The organism is Sphingobacterium sp. LZ7M1, from assembly GCF_024296865.1.
In the GTDB taxonomy this organism is placed as follows: domain Bacteria; phylum Bacteroidota; class Bacteroidia; order Sphingobacteriales; family Sphingobacteriaceae; genus Sphingobacterium.
Window position 1 is genome coordinate 1,479,982 of record NZ_CP101134.1, and the last position, 21,528, is coordinate 1,501,509.

The window sequence follows — 21,528 nt, forward strand, 5'->3', positions numbered from 1 at the left end:
ATAACCAATAGCAAAATCATGATTATGCAGCATTTTCGAAAGGTATTTTTTTCTGCGGCTTTATTTCTGGCAAGCGCTTCGAGCATTTTTGGACAAGAGAATACGATTTGGGAATTAGGAAAAGTAGATCATTCGAGCCAAGAATTTGCCTTAAGTCCGCAAGGATTTAAAGATTTTTTGGCGCATGATTTTGGTTATGAAGATAATTATTTTGTGGTTGGTCAGCAGGTGCTCAACCAAGATTTTCCTTATGTTTTACCGGGTCCTGCGAACGGGTGGGGCGGCACAGGGGGGACTTCTGGTATCCGGACCCATTTTCTGAACCTGTACTATCAATTGACTTCCATAGACCCAAATGATAAATATGTACTGGAATTGGATTTCGTGAATTCTGAAGGTAAGGCCAAACCCACTTTGCAGGTGGGTATTAATGGACATCTTTTCAATTACGATCTAAAGAATGGTACTGGCGAAAGTAATCCTGTAGCAGGACAACTTGGCACTGAAAAAATCAGGATTGATATCAATCCAGGCATCCTGAAAAAAGGTTTCAATCAAATTAACCTAACCAGTTTAAAAGGAGGCTGGATTGAGTTTGATTCCTTTAGGTTATTGGGACCATCGGGTACAAAGCTCGTTGCTGAATACAGTACAGTTGTAAAGGGGCTTGAAACGGCTGATTTTGAACTGCAAAATGATAAAGAAAGGATCCAGAATTTACTGCTGGAAATCTTGCGATTAAAAGACAACCAAACCGTAAAGGTATTGGTCGATGGCAGGACAGCATATCTAAAGTCCATGGATCAAGGCTTGTCCAGGATCGAGATCCCGTTGCAGGCCGTGAAAAAAAGTAAGACCAGTACTGTTGAGGTATATGTTAATGAACAATTGCTCAGCAAAGAGCAGGTGATTCGGAGTCCGAAACCCTTAGGTTCATTAGCAAATTATGTCAATACCATGATTGGCGCATCCCATTCCCGTTGGATGATTGCTCCAGGGCCATGGATGCCCTTCAGTATGGTAAAATTAAGTCCTGACAACCAGAATGTTGGATGGCAGGCCGGGTACGAACCATCCATTGAATCAATTGCTATGTTCAGCCATATCCATGAATGGACAATGGCCGGGCTAGGTACCTTTCCCACCTCGGGGCCATTGCAGATCCAGGTTGGCGATCAATATGATCCCGATTCAGGCTATCGCTCCAGGATCGATAAGACCACTGAAAAAGCACCATTAGGTTCTTATCATGTGAAATTGACCGATTATGATATTGACGTCGATCTTACCCAAACCACCAGAGCCAGTTTCCAACGTTACACCTTCCATCAGTCTGAGACAGGTCGGGTTATGATTGATCTAAAAGTCAATGGCGAATACCCTTATACCATCAAGGACTATCAATTAAAAAAGGTCTCAGACTATAAGATCATCGGTTATTCGGATCAATTATCGGAAAATGTTTGGTCCACAGATGCAAAACAGGACTATAAGGTCCATTTTGTAATGGAGTTTGATCAAGCCATTGTTGATTTTGGAACTTGGGAGTCAGATCGCATCCAGAAGGGGCAGAGTTCATCGGGGAAAGATGTGAAAGAGGCGGGAATGTACGTAGAGTTTGATGTCCAAAAAGAAAAGACTGTACAATTACGGACAGGCATATCTTATGTCAGTATTGATAATGCGCAAGAAAATTTAGATAGAGAGATTTCAGGACCATTTGGTTGGTCATTTGAAAAGGTTAGGGACAATCAATTAAAGACTTGGAACGCATTATTGGAAAGGCTGAAAGTGAAAAGTGATGATTACTTTGAAAAGGAGAAATTCTATAGCAATATGTATAGGTCCTTAAGCCGGAACACCTTTAGCGATATTAATGGCGAATGGCGTGATTCGCAGGAAAAGGTCCGTCAATTCAGCAATTCTCAGGATTTAGCCTTGGGTTGTGATGCTTTTTGGAATACCTTCTGGAATTTGAACCAGTTTTGGAACCTAGTTACTCCGGAATGGAGCAATAAATGGGTGAAATCACAGCTCGCGATGTATGACGCTGATGGTTGGTTGGCCAAGGGACCCGCTGGAATGGAATATATTCCTGTCATGGTTGCCGAGCATGAGATTCCGTTGATCGTATCGGCTTATCAAATGGGTATTCGGGATTATGATGTAGATAAAGCATTTGAAGCCGTTAAAAAAATGCAGACTACGATGCCTTCGAAATTTGCAGGTGGATTTGCAGGGAATAGAGACCTCGAGGTCTATTTAAAATATAGATATGTTCCATCTGATTTGGGAAGGTTCTCCAATACCTTGGAATATAGTTTTGATGATTGGACGGTGGGTCAGTTTGCCAAATCCTTAGGGAATGAAAAGGACTACGACTATTTCAATGATCGCGGCAATTGGTGGAAAAATGCCATTGACGTGGAAAGTGGTTATGCCAGGATGAAGGATTCAAAAGGGGAATGGTTAAAAGATTTTGATCCATTCAAATCTGGTGCAAACCATCATTATGTTGAAGGGAATGCTTGGCAATTGACGTTTTTCGTTCCTCAGGATATTCCTGGATTGGCCAATTGGATCGGTGCCGATGTATTTTCAGAGCGACTGGAATGGGGATTTGAAGAGAGTGTAAAATGGAGATATAACGGGCCCAACGATCAGTATTGGGATTACCCGGTAGTTCAGGGTAATCAGCAGTCGATGCATTTTGCCTATTTATTCAATTATTTGAATAAACCTTGGTTGACACAGAAGTGGAGCCGTTCCATTGCAGAAAGGTATTATGGTAGAGGGATATCAAATGCCTATTTGGGAGATGAAGATCAAGGGCAGATGAGTGCCTGGTATATTATGACGGCCATTGGTCTCTTTCAGATGTATGGAGGTACAAGGAGCCAACCGGTCTATGAGATTGGAAGTCCTATGTTTGAAGAGATTCAGATTGACCTTGGAGAACAGTTTGACAGGGGGGGGAAGTTTGTCATCAAGGCCAAGAACAATAGTAAAGCGAATGTTTACATTCAAAATGCTACCCTGAATGGTAAGAAATTGAACAGTTTTTATTTCAGTGCCGTTGAGTTGTTGCAGGGCGGTGAGTTGATTTTAGAAATGGGTGCCGAACCAAATAAAAATTGGGGTGTATCGAGATAGGGATTGATTTCAAAATAAAAAACTATTATAAACTATAATTCCGGCATGTGAATATTTCCAATAAGCAATTGGCCTTTGTGGCCTTGATAGCCTCATTAGGTGGTTTTATTTTTGGCTTTGATATGGCTGTGGTATCGGGGGTTTTGCCTTTGGTAAAAATGCAGTTTAGTCTTGACAGCTTTTTGGAGGGCTGGTTTGTTTCATCGGCACTATTAGGCTGTATCCTCGGGGTCATGATTTCCGGTCATCTATCGGATAAATATGGACGAAAAAGCAGCATGCAATTTGCTGCTATAATATTTGTCATCGCCACTTTTGCCTGTATTTTTTTGGAGTCCTTTTCCTTGATTATCCTGACCAGGATCTTTACGGGGATTGGGATAGGTATTGCCTCGAATGTTGTTCCTCTATATCTGTCGGAAATTGCACCTGTTAAAGATCGTGGAAAACTGGTGACCTTTTATCAATTGGCATTGACCTTTGGCATTGTACTGGCTTATGTGTCGAATGCCTTGATCATTAAAGATCAGGATGTTTTGGCTCAATTCTCAGCGCAAGCATTCTTTCAGCATGTGTTTGTCGAAGAGGAGTGGCGAGCCATGATCGGTATGTCCCTGATACCCTCTTTGGCCTTTTTTATTGGATTGATGTTTGTGCCCGAAAGTCCGAGTTGGTCTAAAAACAATGATGGAATGTCCAATTCAGGGTATGCAGAGGTCTGGAAACCAATTTATAGGAAAGCATTAATAATAGGTTTGTTTTTACCGATATTTTCCCAGTTCTGTGGGATCAATGTAATCATCTATTACGGTCCTACCATATTGAAAACTTTAGGGTTTAGCTTAGATAATTCCCTGTATAGCCAGATTATCATAGGTGTTGCCAATATGTTGTTTACACTGATTGCCATCTGGAAGGTGGATAGTTTAGGCAGAAGGCCACTCTATTTGATCGGTACTTTGGGCGGAGCTGTATCCCTGTTTCTGACCAGTATATTGTTTTTTCTGGATCTGGCAGATAGTTGGCTGCTGGTGATTTCGGTAGTCTGTTTCCTGGCATTCTTTGCATTCTCCATAGGGCCCTTGAAATTTGTGGTGGCTTCTGAAATCTTTCCTGCACATATCCGCGCCAAGGCTATGGGCTTGAGTATTTTAGCCATGTGGGTATCTGACTTTTTAATGGGACAGGTAACACCCTTCCTATTGGAGGATATTGGCGTTGCTGGGACCTTTATTCTATTGGGTCTAGTTTGTCTGATTGGTTTTTTATTTGTCCTTAAATATCTTCCAGAAACCAAAGGTAAGAGCAGTGAAGAAATCCAATTCCTATTAAATCAAAACTAAGATGAAAAGATTGTTCAGCTATTTAACATTTGCCGTTCTTAGCCTAGGTCATCTTGCTATGGCCCAACAACCGATTCAATCGGTGGATCTCTTTATTGGTACAGCTCATGCGCGCTGGTTTCATTTTGCTCCAGGTGCCATGCCATTTGGTATGGCCAAGCCCGGACCGTCGACCAATGGAAGTTTGGGTAATAAAAGTGGATGGGAGGCGACAGGTTACGACTTCCGCGACCATAGCATAGAAAGTTTTCCTAATTTCCATGAATTCCAGATAGGTGGGATTTCGTTAATGGCAAGCAATGGCAAATTGAAAACTATCCCGGGAAATCTGGATGATCCCCAAACGGGCTATCGTTCAAGTTTTGACCGTAAAGATGAACTGGCAGAACCGGGATATTACCGGGTATTGCTAAAAGATTATGGCATTACAGCGGAATTGACGGCTACCGAAAGAGTCGCGTTCCATCGCTATACCTTTCCTAAAAGTGATGAATCCCATATCATTTTCGATATTGGCAATATCATGGGGGAGAGCGGAAAGGTGAAGGACGCTGAGGTGAAAATAAACGATGATGGTACCATTGAAGGATATGCGATTACAGCACCATTTTATGTAGAGAAATATCAGGCTGGTTCCGATATCAGGATGTATTTCTATGCGGAGATCAACAAAAAAGCGAAAAAGCACGGCGTATTCCGGGGAGAAAAGCAGTTTGAGGGACTTGATCGGATTTCAGGGATTTCTTCAGGAGCTTATTTCAGCTATACTACTGCTGATGAGGAAAGCATCGAAGTCAAGTTAGGCCTTTCCTATACATCAGTTGCTGAGGCCATGGCAAATTTGACTGCAGAAGCCAGTAATTTGGATTTTGATGCTGCCAAAGAACAGAATCAAACCCAATGGAATGAAATGTTGGGAAGGATTCAGGTGAAGGGTGGAAAGGAAACAGATCGCACAAAGTTTTATACCGGTCTTTACCATGCTCTGTTGGGCAGGGGATTGGCAAGTGATGTTTCAGGAGCCTATCCAAAAAATGATGGGACCGTAGGGTACATTGAAAAGGACCAAACAGGAGAGCCAAAACATCAACATTACAATACAGATGCGGTATGGGGGGCTTTTTGGAATTTGACACAACTATGGACCATCGCCTATCCAGAATACTTGTCTGATTTTGTGAATTCGCAATTGTTGATCTATAAGGATTCAGGATGGTTGGCAGATGGAATAGCCAATAGCAGATATGTTTCTGGCGTTGGGACCAATTTTGTAAGCCTTGTTATTGCCAGTGCCTATATGCAGGGAATTCGGGATTTTGATGTGCAATTGGGTTATGAAGCGGCATTGAAAAATGAAATTGATGGAAAGGGGAGGCCACGAGGAGCAGGAAAATTGGATGTGGATCAATTTGTAGCGAAGGGATATGTGCCACATATTGATAAATCTGATAGTGAAATCCATGAATCTTGGATGTTTTCAGCTTCTCATACCTTGGAATATTCTTTCAGTTCCTATGCAGTTGCCCAATTTGCCAAAGCATTGGGCAAGAAGCAGGACTATGCACAGCTATCCACATTATCACAGGGCTGGAAGCATCTTTTTGACCCTCAATTGAAATTGATAAGACCTAAACTTGCCAATGGGGATTTTATTATGGATTTTAAACCTAGCCAAGCATGGCGGGGTTTTCAGGAAGGAAATTCCTATCAATATACATTTTATGTGCCGCATGATCCTAAAGGCCTGATACAAGCTATAGGTAAAAAAGCGTTCAACGCTAGGTTGGACAGTATTTTTGTGCAATCGGAAGCATTAGGGTTTTCGGGAGGTAAAAATATTGATGCCTTTTCAGGACTAGAGGGTCTCTACAACCAAGGGAATCAGCCGAATCTACATGTATCTTGGTTGTTTAACTTTTCTGGGAAGCCTTCATTGACGCAGAAATGGGTTCAGGAAATCTGTAATAAATTCTATGGTAATGAGGGCATTCATGGATATGGATATGGGCAGGATGAGGATCAAGGGCAATTAGGTGCTTGGTATGTAATGGCAGCCATGGGCATATTTGATGTGGCTGGACTAACGGATGCCGATGCAAAAATGGGCCTATCGACGCCACTCTTTGACGAGATCAAGATTCAATTGAACCCAAAATACTATTCAGGTAAGGACTTTGTCATTAAGAAAGAGAACCCAGGTTCGAGTGGTGCCTATATTGATCAGATTAATCTGAATGGCAAGATCGTCCATGAACCATTTATCCCATTAAAGTCAATAAGGGCAGGAGGGATACTGAAATTAAAAACTGGCAATCGTCCAAAAGATAAATACTAAGCTAAGGAGATGAAAGATCAGGGATTAAGACCCTGATTTTTCCAATAGCTGTATGGCGTCATATAACACCCCGGCTTCGCCTCTAAAGGTTCCGGATCCTTCCGGTTTGTTGTCTTTCGTGTACCATTCATAAAAACCTTTGTTTTTGATCACCCGGTCCAGCATAGGTTTGAGTTGTTCCTTTGCCTCTGTCACAAATCCGTTCCTGATCAATTGCTGAACCATCCTGCCTCCAAACCAGGTCCAATCCCCTCCATTTTGATAGCCGTAAGGATACATACCTTTATTTTTAAAGAAGCCTTTCGGATAGGTGGGATAAATCGTAAGCCCTATGGTTGCAGCTCCAGATTCTTTCACATTGGCAATCATTTTATCCAATGAAGTTTTGATCTGCTCTTTGCTCAACAGATTGGCTTCGATTGCAATTGCAGTTCCTCCATGGTAAAAGATTTTATTTTCATCGAAATCAGCAGGAAAGGGAGACCCATTCAGGTAGATATGCGGAATAAATTTTTGATTCTTTGCATCCCAAAGATTTTTCATGGTATTGCTAGCAATATCTTTTCTGATGGTTTCCCATTTTGGTTTATTGTCAGGGACTAACTCCATGAAATTGTCAAGGGCGATCAAGAACATGGCATTATCATAGATGTCAATGGCGAGATGGGAATTATCATCCAAATGTACTCCCCAATCATGTTCAGGCTGAACATCGCCCCAATCCACTGTTGTTGCGCCCCAGAGCAGTCCATGTTCTTTGTCAAATCGTTTGTCCATTAAGAATTGAAGCGCTTGTTCCATTCGTTGAGCGACTGTAAACTGACCTACCATGGTCTTTAAGAAATCCCGGTCATCGGAAACCTGGATATATTTATAGACGGCCTGTATTAGGGATGCCTCTTGGTCAGTCTCCACCGTATTTTTATGGGCAGCCAATAAGGGTTCTAACTCAGACAAAATGCTGTAATAATCACTGGTTTTGCCTTTCAGACTTTCTTTCGTCACGAAGCCATCTGGAATATTTCCATCCTTGGCTTGAAGACCAAAAAAGGCCAGCAGGTTTTTCTTGATTTGATCGGCAGGTTGAACTTCGAAGGCAAGTCGAATAAAAGTATTGTAATCACGGATCCAAACCTCTTGGTACCCATCACCAGCGTTAAAACCAGACTTAACAATGTCCTTTGCCATGTCTTTGACAATAGTATAATTACTGTCGGAAATCACTGAATCTTGAATGCTTGAATTTAGATTGTTGTTGTTGCTTGTATGGTTGTTGCAGGCTGTTAGCGTTAGGCCGAATGCAACATAAAATAGATAACTTTTCATTGTTTTTATTGGTTATAACTACGAAAATCGATAATATTAGGGCACTGAAGTATGTGTATACAAACATACATAATTTGCTATTTAAAAAAGAATTATCTTATTTTAAGTCACAATCAAAAAAGTATGAATCTGAAGATAGACCATAATAGCCCCATTCCCCTGCACGTCCAGGTGGAAACTTTGCTTCGAGATTTAATCAAACAGCCTGAGTATCAGGATGGCAAGTATTTGCCCAATGAGCTAGATCTGGCGAAGAAATTGTCGATTTCCAGGTCTACCTTGCGATTGGTGATCAATAAGTTGGTCTATGAAGAACTTTTGGTGAGGAAGAAAGGTGTAGGGACGAAAGTTACGCAACAGAAATTCAGTTCAAAATCCAAGAATTGGTTGAGTTTTTCACAGGAGATGAAGAACAGGGGGCTGGAGGTGAAGAATTTTGAGCTCCATGTTCGTTGGGTTGTTCCGGAACCCGCTGTTGCTAAGTTTTTTGAAATTCCGGAAGATCAGAAGGTCCTGAAGCTAGAAAGGTTGCGAGGTAAGCCAGGTGATCCATTTGTCTATTTCATTTCCTATTTTCACCCAAGGGTCGGACTGACGGGGGAGGAAGACTTCAAATTACCTTTATATGATATTTTGCAGCAACAATGCAATATCATTGCAGATCTTTCCCAAGAGGAGATTGATGCCAAAGCTGCCAATAAATTTATTTCTGAGAAATTGGAGATTGCCATTGGAGAGCCTATTCTTTCGAGGAAGCGTTTTGTATATGATCAATCAGGAAAACCTATTGAGTATAACCTAGGTTATTACAGGGCGGAAAGTTTTACCTATAAAGTAGAAAGTAGAAGGGGAGAGAGCTAATTAGTTGGAGGGCGTAGTACGTAAAGATTAGCAAATCTCGCTAATTTTTTGTATCTTTGTATTCATTCATAAAGGCCCCTATCTTAATCCTCAGCCAATCCAGGTTATTTAAAGAGATACCCCTTTCATTTTTTAACTTAATAATTTTTAATGTCAAGAAACCAACTCACATTCAAGAAAAAAGAACTAGCAAAAAGAAAACAGCAAAAACTTCAAGAAAAGCAAGAGCGTAGAGAACAGAACAAGTCTCAGAACAACAAAGGCAAGTCATTGGAAGAAATGTATGCATATGTTGATGAATTTGGAAACATCGTCGATACACCTCCAACAGAAACCTATAAGTTTAAACCTGAAGACTTAGAGAGACCGAAGGATCCTGAGGATGAATTCCTATTGGGACGTGTTTCTTATTACAATGAAACAGGTCACTATGGATTTATCCGCGATAACGAGACTAGAGAAACTGTTTATTTTAACGATACCCTTGCAGGCAAGATTCTTTCTTTGCATCAAAATGTGAGGTATAAGTACACCAGAACCAGACAGGGAAACCAAATTTCAGAAGTGGAATTGGTATAGTCGGATTGTACTTGAAAATATATCGACTAATGCTAAGCCATTAGTTTTGCACAACAAAAAAAGCAGCCCTTGGGCTGCTTTTTTTGTTGTGCAACATGCACGTTTGAGCTAGATTATCTAACTACACGTACATTGATTGCATTAATTCCTTTAGGACCACTTTCAGTATCAAACGTAACATTGTCATTTTCTCTGATTTCGTGTACTAAACCTGTTGAATGTACGAATACATCTTTTCCTCCTTCGTTTGGAGTGATAAAACCGAATCCTTTAGTTACGTTAAAGAATTTTACTTTTCCTTCTTGCATGGTATTATTATTTACTTACTTAATTATTAATTCGTTTCTAGTTGGAAGCCAATCAGTTTTTGGATTCCATGTAATGCTTTTTTCTCTTCTTCGCTGCAGAAAGAATAAGCATGGCCAGCATTTCCGGCCCTTCCTGTTCTTCCAATCCGGTGTACATAGGTTTCGGATTCAGTAGGAAGGTCATAATTGATGACCTGTGGTAATTTATGGATATCAATACCACGGGCAGCAATATCTGTTGCGATCAAAATCTTGGATCTGCCTGTCTTAAAAGATTCCAGGGCATTCTGTCTTGCATTCTGTGATTTATTTCCATGAATAGCATCTGCCTTGAATCCTCTTTTATTGAGTTGCTTTGCCAGACGGTCTGCAGCATGTTTTGTACGGATAAAAACCAGAGTTTGTAGGTTCTTATCTCTGTTCAATAGATCAACCAATAAGTCGGTTTTCTGTTTTTTCTCAATGAAGAAAACAGATTGATTGACATTTTCAGAGGCTTTTACAACGGGGTTGATATTTACTTCTGCTGGGTTTTTTAAGATCGTATTGGCAAACTTCCTGATTTCAGGAGGCATGGTGGCAGAAAAGAACAAGGTCTGTCTTTTCTCCGGTACATATTTAAGGATCTTCTTGATGTCATGGATAAATCCCATATCCAACATGGTATCAGCTTCGTCCAATACTAGGGTAGCAATGCTGTTCAATGTTAAATATTTCTGATTGATGAGGTCTAATAACCTACCTGGTGTTGCGATCAATATATCTACAGGCTGTTGAAGCGATCTAATATTTCTGGAGATAGGGACACCACCAAATACGACCAAATGCCTTAGACCAAGGTGTTTGTTCAGTTCAGCAAAGGTCTTGTCAATCTGAATAGCTAACTCGCGAGTAGGTGCCAAGATCAAGGCTTTTGGAGCTTTGGAATTCGATTTTTGCTTCGCACAGTTTTGTAGGATAGGGATGCTAAAAGCAGCCGTTTTTCCAGTTCCGGTCTGTGCACATCCGATGATATCATTTCCCTTTAAAATGTGGGGAATTGATTCAATCTGTATATCCGTAGGGGCCTTGTAGCCAAGACCTTCGAGTGCTTTTATGATTGGAGCGATTAGCTCCATATTGTTGAAATTCATTGATGTTTTTAAAATTTGTCTTCTAAAAATTTGTTTTACGAAATGCTCTTCGATTGCACAAACTGCTTACAGACATAAAATATGTCAATTAATATTAAAATGAAATCTGAAGAAGCAGTGACAAAGTTTATTAAGGAGGGTTTACAAAGTCATTGATATTATAGAATAAATTCCAATATTATTACAAAATTACTAAAATATTTCGATAATATTTTTCTTTTTTATTAATGGGACGATTTATAGGTCCTAAACAGACATGAGTTTAATGACCTTGACATGCGATTTAAAGGCTGACCAGAAGGAATTATACTCGTTGTATTTTATTTCATAATCCTTGCAAGCCTGTCTAACGATCTTATTTAATGCCGGATAATGGATGTGGCTGATCTTTGGAAAAAGGTGATGCTCCACCTGAAAGTTCAGACCGCCCAAAAGCCAAGTTAACATTTTGTTTTTGGTGGAGAAGTTTGCTGTGGATTGGATTTGGTGGATCATCCATTCCTCTTCAATTTTAGGTTGGTCACCAGATTTAAATTCCGTTTCTGAAACCACATGAGCCAACTGAAATACTGTCGCTAAACAGATTCCGCATACTGCACCTGCAATCAAAATACCAAGTAGAGTTGGAATCCATCCTACATAAATAATCGGGATGACAATAAAGATCAAGGCGTGAATGAGTTTACTGATCCAGAAGATTACTTTTTCCTTCAATGGAAAGTGGAAAGTTCTTTCTAAGCTGCCCATTTTTTGCCTGAAGTATTTTTCATAATCCTGATAGAATATCCATGCTAAATATGAAATTCCATAAAGAAAAATAAAATAAATAGGCTGGAAGCGATGATGTTTCTTTAGTTTCTGATCTTGATGGATACGCATAAACTTCACTTCGATATCGGGATCTTCACCATCAATATTGGTGTAGGTATGATGGGCGATATTGTGTTTTTGCTTCCAAAAAAATATATTTCCTCCCAATAGATTTAAAGAATAGGAAAGGATATTATTGACTTGCTTATTTTCAGAAAACGAATTATGGCCTGCATCATGCATAATATTGAATCCAATTGCTGCAAGATTGACACCAAATATCATACATAACAGGACACTGATGGCCCAATGCGGTTGTACAAAAACTAATATACAGTATATTAAAACAAAGGAAGCCATCAAGATTATGGCTTTACTGTACAACTTACTGTTTCCAGTCTTTTTTTGTATGGTATTATTAAAATATTCGTTAATATTATTTTTTAATGATTTTGAGAATAAGCTGTTTAAGTTGTTGAACTTTATGGTTGATTTCATATAATTATTACCCACTTCCACTTTGTCGACCAGCCCGACAAGAATGTTGTATTTGTGCAAACTTACAATTTATATGGCAAATGATTGTTTAACTTAAGTTAAAAAACTCTAATTTTTATTGGACCTTAATTTAAACTTTGCTTTCTGATTTCTTCGATTTCCTCCACGGTTTTTACCAGGTCTGGACCTAATAATCGGTAGCCATTCTCTTCAATCAAGAAATTGTCTTCAATTCGGATCCCCGAAAAATTACGGTAATCTTCTAGGAGATCATAATTGATGAATTCATGGTTTCTCTTTTCAGCCTTCCACATATCGATCAAGTCAGGGATAATGTATATGCCCGGTTCTACAGTCAAGACAAAGCCTGCTTCCAGTTCTTTTCCTAGGCGCAAAGATTTGAGCCCAAACGTATTTTTGTCCTTAGGCTCTCTTTCGGTATATCCCACATACTGTTCACCCAAGTCTTCCATATCATGGACATCTAATCCCATCATATGGCCTAAGCCACATTGAAAGAACATGGTATGGGCGTGGTTCGCAACGGCGTCTTCAGCATTCCCCTTCATCAATCCAACTGCAGTCAAGCCTTCTACCAAAGTTTTGGCAGCTTTCAGGTGAATATCCTTGAATTTAACCCCAGGTTTCATCATGTCTCTAGCATCTGTAAAGGATCTTAAGACCACATTGTAAAGATCTTTTTGTCTTTCCGTGAAAGTGGCGGATACAGGGAAAGTCCTGGTTAAGTCACCTGCATAACCCATTGGAGTTTCAGCGCCCGAGTCGTTTAAGATCAAATCACCGTTTTTAAAGCTGTTCTCACGGTATTGGTTATGGAGAATTTCACCATGCACTGTCACGATCGGTGGATATGCAAATGTGAAATTTTGGTCTGCAGCATATTTTTGGATCGCATTCACCAATTCATATTCTTTCATTCCAGGTTTTGCAATCTTCATGGCGAGGAGATGCATTTCCGTAGAAACACGAAGAGCCTCTTCAATCTGCTGGATTTCCTGTGGTTCCTTGATCGATCTCTGCTTTACGACGGCCTTGATCAGTTTTTCAGATGGCAGTAGTTCATCTAAATGCCTATCCAAAAGTCTGCTCAATAGGATTTTGTTGTAAGATTGATATGGAGGTAAAAAATGGATTGGGCGATTGTTGAACTTAGCTTTCTGAAGGTGGTTCTCCAGTTCTTTGAAAGGCATGGTTTCAGAAACGCCCGCTTTTAGGCTTTTTTCCTTCAAGGTTTCTTGTCTGCCGGTCCAAACCAGTGCATCCATGTCCAATTCATCACCAAAGATTATTTCCCGGTTTTCATCAATGTCGATGATCCCAGCGATAAAGGGGGCTTGGATTCCGAAATAATATAAAAAGCTGCTGTCTTGGCGGAATGGGTAAGTGTTATGTTCGAAATTGATGGGATTTTCAATATTTCCCAATAAAACGATCACTCCATGGGAAACCTCATTTTTTAATTGGGTTCTTCTATTCTGATAGGTACTTGACGAAAACATTGCTCTAAAATTTTATAACGAAATTAAACAAAAACTGTGGAACCATCTTTAGGAACCACAGTATTTATAGGAATAAGTTGTTACCGGTTGATTAAGCATCTTAATCTTTGCTTAGTTGAATTTGTGTAACGCGATTTGGAATGACATATCTACCCAAAGCATCTTTTTCAAAGCCTTTTAATGTATAACCACTTTCGGAATTAAACCTGATGAGATTATTCTCCAGGATTTCTGAATTGGGGGTAAGGGTCAAAGTAACCGTTTTGTTTTTCTCATTATAGGAAAGTAGGTCCAGCTCTCCAGCATCGAGTTCAATCCAAAGTTTTTCTGGAGCTAGAAAGATTCGGTTTCTTGCTCCAGTTTTGATTTTAACATCGATATTTTCTTTATTCTTGACCAGGTTTCCTGAGAATGCCAACCAATCGAATTCGGGGTGTTTGATGATATATGTTCCTGAATTAACGGCATAGCCATAAAATCCTGATCCATAATCGCCAGTAATACCATCGATTTCTAGGGTTGATGGATAGGAGTGGAATGCTGCTGGTCCGAATCCTTCTTGGGTAACATTTGCCAAAGCACCCATCATGCCAGCATGACCTACGCGCAGTAGGTAGAAGTCATCGGGATGGTCTCTATATTCGGTGAGAACTGGTATGGAATTCAAGGCAGAGCCGTAGTGATGTAGCTGTCTTTCAATTCTGGATAGTTTTCCGCCGTATACAAAGTCCCAATAACGGCGAGCACTGCCATTGTAGCCCCAATGGGGAACTGTCGGCATATAGGCTAATATGGCGTTGAGCGTCACTTGTGCTTTTTCATCGAAACCAAAGTACTTGGACCAGAGGTAAACTTCTTCCTGACCGGTAGAGTCCCATGGCATTTCGCTGCCAAATGGGTAATTTAAGGTTTTCCAATGCTCGGCACGTTTTCTCATTTCAGATTCCAACTTATTTGCAGAATCCGTTAAGCCTTCCCTTCTTAAGTCATTTAGTATCAGTAGGAAAATACTGCCTTCCATCTGTCCGAATTGAGCATAATGTGGGGCCTTCTCAACCATGGCTATTGCCGTATGGAATGCCCGGTCGAGGTATACATCCCAAGGTTCTTCAGAAACTAGCTGGTTGTAATTCCTTGCGAGTCGGTACATGACCCAATGGGCAGCAGCAACATGGGGATAATTATAGGATCGGCCTATATTGTCGGCTTCTTTTTTAGGCCAAGCCGACCATGTTTTCCAGTTGATATCTTCACTATAGGTACCTTTTGGTAGGGAGTCTGGCTCATAATAGAAAAGACTTTTAACTACGCCATATTTATCTTTTCCCTCTTTGTGCTGGATTCGGCCATACATAGTTTCATTGACAAAACGCTTCAGTTTTTCAATTTCAACCTTGTTAGGTATCATAACCTGCTTCATCATTGCTGCGAGCCAGCTGGCAGCACCAGCTTCATCACTTAAGCCTGCATACCATGCTCTTTGCTCTTGGGTAACTGGTTTTCTTTCTTCAATATCGTATGTAATTACCGAAGGAGATCTTTTAAATGGATCATTTGAATCCTCAAACCATTGTTCATTGGTCAAGAAATTCCCTAAGTCCTTGACTACTTCCTGTTCAGGTTTGATGACCTTATACTGAATGGTTTGTTCGATTCCATCTTGATAGGTGATCTGCAGTCTTGCCCTTCCCCAGGTATTTCCTGATACTTCAAATTGATTCCAATTATTCTTGGTCTTTTTCAAGGTTTTTATGCTTAGGGCATCTTTTGGGAAAACCTCGATGTTCTTGATCTGCTTATTATGCTTGATGAATAATTTGCTTGGGTTGTCCATTGGAATGACATAACCTGGGGCTGCAATGGCTACAGGTCTATTATTGGCCAATAGGGTAGATTCAATTTCTTTGATGCTCGGTGCGAGAACAAATCTCAAGGAGAAGTTTTTGGTCTCACCAGGTTTCAAAATAGATGATGTAGGTTGATTCCAAGGGTTGACATTTTGCCATTCAGTTTCTGCATAAGTTTTGCTGTGTATCAACCATTCATGAAAGCCTTCAAAGGTGATGCTTCTAGGGGTTGGATCTGTATTTAATGGGTTGTAAGCTTCAAAACCTGCATTTTCACTGGGCAGGACCAATAGGCTAGGTCCATTTCCATGAAGTCGGTTTACCTGCATATATCCGGCATCCTTTCCGATGTAAGGGTCGAAGAAGACATTTTTAGCATGGGCTTCGTCTAAACTTTTCCAATCCATGTTGTTGTTGAACGGTAATGGAATCCCAAGGCCTCCAATCTCAATGGATTTGTTTGAATTATTGATGATCTGGAAGGTAAGTTGCAGATTTCCATTTATGTCTTCCCATTTTCGGATTACCTTCAAAGGTATGTTTTGAAGGGTTGAACTCAGATCAGCCATGGCCAATACATTGCCCTCAGGCTTTAATTCTAATACTTTTTGACGGTTATTTGCGGAGGAGAAGGCCTGCCATTCCTGGTTGCCGGCATTACGAATTTTGAGATTGATGTCCCCGATATGGAAGAAACCATTGCGATCTCTTTTGTTTAAGAGTTCGGTTGCTGTGTAGTCAAAGCTAGTATCTGCATGGATCAGCTTGATTGATGATGCGGTCTGAGAACTGTTTAAAAGCTGCAGGTTTAGTTCTTTCAAAGGAAAGGTTTTGTTGCCTTGGTCTATACCAAGGGTAGGAGGTTCAGCAGCTACTTTTTTCCAAACAGGGTGCTCATTCTGTTGAGCATGAGCAGGTTGGGACAAGCAAGGTGTCAAGGCCACTAAAAGGAGATAATAGAAATTTTTAATTTTCATCATTTCTGTTGAAGTCTTGAATTATTAATAGAAAGCCAATTAATCTAATTCTAAAAATGAATGGAAGGAAAAATTTAATTGTATTAAGTAAAATAATTAGATTAGTGGAAGCAAAATTACAGTTTGGAAGAAATTAAATGGGGTGTTTTCCATTTACTCTAAAAAAACTGGTTTTATTAGCATTGATCCAAAGTCACACTTAATACACACGATTAAGTTTTTCCTGTTTGTTTGTTACAAATATGGTTTTAATAATTGTTTTAAGATTGCCGGATTTTAGCTTTATATGGCCAATTCTTAGCCATTCCTGTTAAATATTTTGCTGAATGACCTCTTTATAATTATATTTAGTGTTAAATTGACATTTATAAACTTTTTAAATTATGAAACCAATACAATATAATGTACCAGTTCCTAAGGATAGGACGGTATTTGTGCAGGAAGACATATTAGATAAGTTTTATCCGTATATGCATCGTCATGTTGAGTATCAGATTATTATGATTGTAGCTGGTAGCGGTCAACTGTTGGTTGATGACAATCTTCATAATTTTCAACAGGGTGATATCTTTTTGGTTGGTTCCAATCAAGCTCATGTTTTCAAGAATGACCAAAGTTCAGAAGGGATAAGGTCTGTTTCCGTATTTTTCAATCTAGAGGGCGCCTTGCTTAATTTGTTAAATTTGCCTGAGTTGAGCGTATTAATGGAATTCATCAGCAATAACTGTAGAGGTTTTCAGGTTCCAAAACAGCATTTAGCTCCGATACGGAGAAGAATCGAGGTTTTGAAACGATCTGATAGGATGGACCAATTGGTGAACTTCTTTTATCTGTTAAAATCGTTAAATATGGTCTCTGCTGATTTGACGCCACTTTCAGGGGTTTCTCATTATGAAACAGATGCCTTTGGTGGTTTCAAGATCAATTCTTTATGTAGGTTTATTGAGGAAAATTTTAAAGAGAACATTTCCTTATGTGATGTGGCAGAAAAGGCAAACCTAACCCCACAGGCATTCTGTAGATATTTCAAGAAATGCACGGGAAAGACTTTTGTATCCTATTTAAATGAAATCCGGGTTCGTGAAGCCTGTCGTTTATTAGGTAATGATAAATATGATTGTGTTTCCATTATAGCTTACAGCAGTGGATTTAACAGCATCACCAATTTCAATCGAGTATTTCGGAGTGTTATCGGCACCTCACCCAAGGAATATGCATTAAACTACAAGAACTTTTTATATCAATAAATAGAAAAGGTTAAAATTCAGTAAACAAATATTAAAAGGCGGTTAGGCGAGGAGCTATTAAGTGGCTAGTTTTGGTTATACAATTATAATTTAAAACAAGAAAACTTACTATGGCTCAATTAAATTGGAAAGGAATTTATCCTGCTGTTTTGACTCCATTTAAGGAGAATGGAGAAATTGATTTTGAAATGTTTGCCAAAAACACGGAGGCGCAGATTTCTGCGGGTGTTCATGGGATCATTATTGCGGGAACTCTGGGAGATGCTGCTGTACTAGACAATGATGAAAAATTTGAATTGCTCTCTTATGCGAAAAAAGTTGTTGCTGGAAGAATTCCACTAATTCTGAATATTGCGGAAAATACGACCAAAAATGCGGTTGACTTTGCAAAAAAAGCAAAGGAACTTGGCGCGGATGGTTTGATGTTACTGCCTCCAATGCGTTATAAAGCAGATGACCGTGAAGTGGTAGAATACTTTAAGGCTGTTGCCAGCGCGACTGACCTACCTATCTTAATTTACAATAACCCTGTTGATTATGCGACCTACGTTTCATTGAGCATGTTTGAAGAATTGAAGGATTACCCAAGTATTCAAGCGGTGAAAGAATCAACCAGAGACTTGTCAAACATTACCAGAATGAAGAATAAGTTTGGCGATCGCTTTAAGGTTTTGGGTGGTGTAGATACTATTTCATTGGAAACAGTACTCCTTGGTGCCGATGGATTGGTCGCAGGATTGGTTGATGCTTTTCCAAGAGAAACCATGGCAATGTACAATTATGCCCTGGATGGTGAAATTGAAAAAGCCATTGAAATCTATAGATGGTTTATGCCATTGTTAGAGTTGGATATCCATCCAAAACTTATCCAGTACATCAAATTAGCTGCTACAGCTGAAGGAATCTGTACACCGCATGTTCGTGCGCCAAGGTTGCCTTTGGTAGGTGAAGAAGCGACAAGAATAAACAAGATAATTGCTGATGGCATTGCAAGTCGTCCGGTTTTGAATTAAATCGGAAGAAGTGCATTCTTTGGGACATAAAATTGGTCTTACAGCTTTATGTCCCTTTAATAGTAATCCCAATTGAATATGAACCAAAAAAAAGAATACTTAGATAAATGTGTAGAGCTGGCTGTTGAGGCGTATCAATTTTTAAAGTCCACTACGGTTAGAGATCGGGCCAAGTTTATGCATGCTGTAGCAGATCGAATTGAAAGTATAGGGACGGAATTGATCGAGACAGCAAATCAGGAGACTTCCTTACCTTTTCCTCGTTTGGAGGGCGAGAAGGCAAGGACCGTCTGGCAATGGCGCAGTTATGCAAATGCGATTTCCAATGGCCTGTACAGTGAGGCGAGGATTGACTTAGCAAATCCAGAAAAAGGAAAGAATGATATTCGCAAATACAATCTAGGCATTGGGCCAGTGGTTGTATTTGGGGCTAGCAACTTTCCTTTTGCTTTTTCAACCGCAGGTGGAGATACCGCAAGTGCCCTAGCTGCAGGATGCCCAGTCATTGTAAAAGGTCATTCGGGGCACGAGAAAACCTCTACGGTTATGGCCAAGGCAATCACGGAAGTCGTAAAGGAATTTGGATGGCCTGAGGGTGTCTTCAACCATATCCTTGGCAATGAAGTTGAAGGTGCCAAAGAGAAGATAGGCGCTTATTTGGTTGCTCAGCAAGGTATTAAAGCGGTGGGTTTTACCGGTTCCTATTGGGGAGGAAAAGCCCTGTTTGATATTGCGAACCAGAGGGAAGAACCCATTCCTGTCTTTGCGGAAATGGGAAGCATCAATCCAGTATTTGCCTTCGGGAATATATTGGAGGAGAAAGCAGAAGCTTTGGCAAAGGAATACGCATCATCCTTAACCTTGGGAGTAGGGCAGTTTTGTACCAATCCAGGATTGTTCATTGCGGTGAAAGGGGAAGCATTGGAGCGATTTAAATCGAGCCTGCATGATGCGATTGCCGCGATCAATTCAGCCCATATGCTGAATCAAGGGATCTATTCACATTTTGAGAAAAACAAGGATCTATTGAGCAGTCAAGCTGAGGTTGCTATACTTTCAGAGTCGAATTCTATTGCTGAATCTGGCCAGGGCCGACCAAGGGTAGCCTTGACCTCCGCAGCGAATTTCTTGACCAATGAAGTTTTGGCTGAGGAAGTTTTCGGTCCGTTTGGATTATTGATAGAAGCAGATTCCATTTCAGAAGTAGAGAAAATCGCAAGAAACCTAAAAGGACAATTGACGATAACTATTGCTGGAACGGAAAAAGATGCTGAAGAAAATAAGACGATATTAAACATCATAAAAGATAAGGCCGGAAGGCTATTGTTCAATGGAATGCCAACCGGGGTTGAGGTCGTGTATGCGATGCAGCATGGCGGGCCTTTCCCTTCGAGTACAGATCCAAGGTTTACCTCGGTAGGACCTGATTCCATTAAGCGGTTTTTACGTCCATTGGCATTTCAGAACTGGCCAGATCAGTTTCTTCCAGCTGAACTGAAAAATGGCAATCCCCTTGCGATCAATCGCCTTGTGGATGGTACGAGTACTAAGGATTCCATAAATGCAAACCAATAGATAGATGAAGAAAACATTTTTTTGTATTGATTCCCATACCTGCGGTTGCCCTGTGCGGTTAGTAGCTGGAGGTGGTCCATATTTGAACGGGAATTCCATGATGGAACGCAGGCTCCATTTTATGGAGGAGTATGATTGGATCAGAAAAGGGTTGATGTTTGAGCCTAGAGGCCATGATATGATGAGTGGTAGCATTCTTTATCCACCTATCGACCCTAATAATGATACGGGTGTACTCTATATAGAAACCAGTGGTTGCTTGCCGATGTGTGGCCATGGGACCATTGGAACTGTTACCATAGCCATAGAGGAAGGATTGGTGATTCCGAAAGTGCCGGGAAAGCTTAGATTGGAAACTCCTGCAGGATTGATCTTGATTGATTATGTGCAGGAAGGCCCAAAGGTCAAAACAGTAAAGTTGACCAATGTGAAATCCTTTTTATATAAATCAGAATTGACAGTGGACTGTCCGGATTTAGGGGAGATTGTTGCTGATGTTGCATACGGAGGTAATTTTTATGCGATTGTAGATCCTCAGAAGAACTTTAGGGATATCAGTGATTTCTCCGCTAGCCAATTGATCCATTATGGCAAGTTGATCCGTTCCCTGTTGAATGAGAAGTATGAATTTATCCATCCTGAGAATGAAAATATTTATGGTTTGAGCCATATTCAATGGACCGGGAAACCGACCAAGGAGAACTCTACAGGTAGAAATGCGGTATTGGTAGGTGAGAATGCTCTCGATCGCTCACCTTGTGGAACAGGGACTTCAGCTCGCATGGCGCAATGGTATGCAAAAGGGAAATTAAAGCCAGGAGATGAATTTGTCCATGAAAGTTATATAGGCTCGCAATTTATTGGGCGGATTGAGGAAGAGACCCAATTGGCGGGTCATGCTGCCATCGTTCCATCAGTAGAAGGGTGGGCAATCATTACGGGATATAGTCAGATCATCATAGATGATATGGACCCGTATAAAGAAGGATTTCAAGTTATGTAA

General features: G+C 40.3%; 15 protein-coding genes. 9 read left to right on the forward strand and 6 right to left on the reverse strand.

Annotation, left to right across the window (positions count from 1 at the left end; all coding sequences use genetic code 11):
* Positions 1 to 24: 24 nt before the first annotated feature.
* Genes NMK93_RS06305 through NMK93_RS06315 form a run of 3 tightly spaced genes read left to right on the forward strand, consistent with a single transcriptional unit; the run spans position 25 to position 6,831 of the window.
* Positions 25 to 3,153, forward strand: a complete 3,129-nt coding sequence (locus NMK93_RS06305) for a GH92 family glycosyl hydrolase (RefSeq protein WP_254528434.1) — start codon at positions 25 to 27, stop codon at positions 3,151 to 3,153.
* A gap of 47 nt (positions 3,154 to 3,200) precedes the next feature.
* Positions 3,201 to 4,496 (forward strand): MFS transporter, encoded by a 1,296-nt coding sequence (locus tag NMK93_RS06310; RefSeq protein WP_254528436.1) that lies wholly within the window; start codon positions 3,201 to 3,203, stop codon positions 4,494 to 4,496.
* Position 4,497: 1 nt separating this feature from the next.
* Positions 4,498 to 6,831 (forward strand): GH92 family glycosyl hydrolase, encoded by a 2,334-nt coding sequence (locus NMK93_RS06315; RefSeq protein ID WP_254528439.1) that lies wholly within the window; start codon positions 4,498 to 4,500, stop codon positions 6,829 to 6,831.
* Between the two features lie 24 nt (positions 6,832 to 6,855).
* Here the strand turns inward: NMK93_RS06315 and NMK93_RS06320 are convergent, their stop codons facing one another.
* Entirely contained in the window at positions 6,856 to 8,157 is a 1,302-nt protein-coding gene (locus NMK93_RS06320) for an amylo-alpha-1,6-glucosidase (protein ID WP_254528440.1), read from the reverse strand.
* Between the two features lie 123 nt (positions 8,158 to 8,280).
* On the opposite strand from NMK93_RS06320, the gene NMK93_RS06325 reads away from it, so the two are divergent.
* Together NMK93_RS06325 and NMK93_RS06330 are read left to right on the forward strand one after the other, a co-directional pair.
* Positions 8,281 to 9,018, forward strand: a complete 738-nt coding sequence (locus NMK93_RS06325; RefSeq protein ID WP_254528442.1) for a GntR family transcriptional regulator — start codon at positions 8,281 to 8,283, stop codon at positions 9,016 to 9,018.
* A 150-nt stretch (positions 9,019 to 9,168) separates the two neighbouring features.
* Positions 9,169 to 9,597, forward strand: a complete 429-nt coding sequence (locus NMK93_RS06330; protein ID WP_237219494.1) for a cold-shock protein — start codon at positions 9,169 to 9,171, stop codon at positions 9,595 to 9,597.
* Between the two features lie 113 nt (positions 9,598 to 9,710).
* Here NMK93_RS06330 and NMK93_RS06335 read toward each other — a convergent pair whose 3' ends face one another.
* From NMK93_RS06335 to NMK93_RS06355, 5 genes are all read right to left on the reverse strand, one after another.
* Positions 9,711 to 9,905 (reverse strand): cold-shock protein, encoded by a 195-nt coding sequence (locus NMK93_RS06335; protein WP_093095228.1) that lies wholly within the window; start codon positions 9,903 to 9,905, stop codon positions 9,711 to 9,713.
* Between the two features lie 26 nt (positions 9,906 to 9,931).
* Positions 9,932 to 11,038, reverse strand: coding sequence for a DEAD/DEAH box helicase (locus NMK93_RS06340; protein WP_254528444.1), 1,107 nt, complete (start codon positions 11,036 to 11,038; stop codon positions 9,932 to 9,934).
* 246 nt (positions 11,039 to 11,284) lie between these two features.
* The gene (locus NMK93_RS06345) at positions 11,285 to 12,346 is read right to left on the reverse strand and encodes an acyl-CoA desaturase (RefSeq protein WP_254528446.1); all 1,062 of its coding nucleotides are present in this window, start codon (positions 12,344 to 12,346) and stop codon (positions 11,285 to 11,287) included.
* 125 nt (positions 12,347 to 12,471) lie between these two features.
* Positions 12,472 to 13,866: an aminopeptidase P family protein gene (locus NMK93_RS06350; RefSeq protein ID WP_254528448.1), complete on the reverse strand. Its 1,395-nt coding sequence runs from the start codon at positions 13,864 to 13,866 to the stop codon at positions 12,472 to 12,474.
* Between the two features lie 100 nt (positions 13,867 to 13,966).
* On the reverse strand, positions 13,967 to 16,693 hold the full coding sequence (locus NMK93_RS06355) for a DUF5695 domain-containing protein (RefSeq protein WP_254528450.1): 2,727 nt from the start codon (positions 16,691 to 16,693) through the stop codon (positions 13,967 to 13,969).
* A 380-nt stretch (positions 16,694 to 17,073) separates the two neighbouring features.
* On the opposite strand from NMK93_RS06355, the gene NMK93_RS06360 reads away from it, so the two are divergent.
* From NMK93_RS06360 to NMK93_RS06375, 4 genes are all read left to right on the forward strand, one after another.
* Complete coding sequence (locus NMK93_RS06360; RefSeq protein ID WP_185211540.1) at positions 17,074 to 17,937, forward strand: AraC family transcriptional regulator; 864 nt, start codon at positions 17,074 to 17,076, stop codon at positions 17,935 to 17,937.
* Between the two features lie 110 nt (positions 17,938 to 18,047).
* Positions 18,048 to 18,950 carry a dihydrodipicolinate synthase family protein gene (locus NMK93_RS06365; protein WP_254528452.1) on the forward strand — a complete coding sequence of 301 codons (903 nt, stop codon included), beginning with the start codon at positions 18,048 to 18,050 and terminating at the stop codon, positions 18,948 to 18,950.
* Between the two features lie 78 nt (positions 18,951 to 19,028).
* The gene (locus NMK93_RS06370) at positions 19,029 to 20,525 is read left to right on the forward strand and encodes an aldehyde dehydrogenase (NADP(+)) (RefSeq protein WP_254528454.1); all 1,497 of its coding nucleotides are present in this window, start codon (positions 19,029 to 19,031) and stop codon (positions 20,523 to 20,525) included.
* A 4-nt stretch (positions 20,526 to 20,529) separates the two neighbouring features.
* Positions 20,530 to 21,528 (forward strand): 4-hydroxyproline epimerase, encoded by a 999-nt coding sequence (locus NMK93_RS06375; RefSeq protein ID WP_254528456.1) that lies wholly within the window; start codon positions 20,530 to 20,532, stop codon positions 21,526 to 21,528.

Excerpts from the sequence above, each read along its gene's own strand:
- NMK93_RS06360 (WP_185211540.1), top strand. The coding sequence starts at position 17,074 with ATGAAACCAATACAATATAATGTACCAGTTCCTAAGGATAGGACGGTA.
- NMK93_RS06340 (WP_254528444.1), bottom strand. The coding sequence starts at position 11,038 with ATGAATTTCAACAATATGGAGCTAATCGCTCCAATCATAAAAGCACTC.
- NMK93_RS06355 (WP_254528450.1), bottom strand. The coding sequence starts at position 16,693 with ATGATGAAAATTAAAAATTTCTATTATCTCCTTTTAGTGGCCTTGACA.
- NMK93_RS06365 (WP_254528452.1), top strand. The coding sequence starts at position 18,048 with ATGGCTCAATTAAATTGGAAAGGAATTTATCCTGCTGTTTTGACTCCA.
- NMK93_RS06315 (WP_254528439.1), top strand. The coding sequence starts at position 4,498 with ATGAAAAGATTGTTCAGCTATTTAACATTTGCCGTTCTTAGCCTAGGT.
- NMK93_RS06330 (WP_237219494.1), top strand. The coding sequence starts at position 9,169 with ATGTCAAGAAACCAACTCACATTCAAGAAAAAAGAACTAGCAAAAAGA.
- NMK93_RS06370 (WP_254528454.1), top strand. The coding sequence starts at position 19,029 with ATGAACCAAAAAAAAGAATACTTAGATAAATGTGTAGAGCTGGCTGTT.
- NMK93_RS06325 (WP_254528442.1), top strand. The coding sequence starts at position 8,281 with ATGAATCTGAAGATAGACCATAATAGCCCCATTCCCCTGCACGTCCAG.
- NMK93_RS06305 (WP_254528434.1), top strand. The coding sequence starts at position 25 with ATGCAGCATTTTCGAAAGGTATTTTTTTCTGCGGCTTTATTTCTGGCA.
- NMK93_RS06375 (WP_254528456.1), top strand. The coding sequence starts at position 20,530 with ATGAAGAAAACATTTTTTTGTATTGATTCCCATACCTGCGGTTGCCCT.
- NMK93_RS06350 (WP_254528448.1), bottom strand. The coding sequence starts at position 13,866 with ATGTTTTCGTCAAGTACCTATCAGAATAGAAGAACCCAATTAAAAAAT.
- NMK93_RS06335 (WP_093095228.1), bottom strand. The coding sequence starts at position 9,905 with ATGCAAGAAGGAAAAGTAAAATTCTTTAACGTAACTAAAGGATTCGGT.
- NMK93_RS06345 (WP_254528446.1), bottom strand. The coding sequence starts at position 12,346 with ATGAAATCAACCATAAAGTTCAACAACTTAAACAGCTTATTCTCAAAA.
- NMK93_RS06320 (WP_254528440.1), bottom strand. The coding sequence starts at position 8,157 with ATGAAAAGTTATCTATTTTATGTTGCATTCGGCCTAACGCTAACAGCC.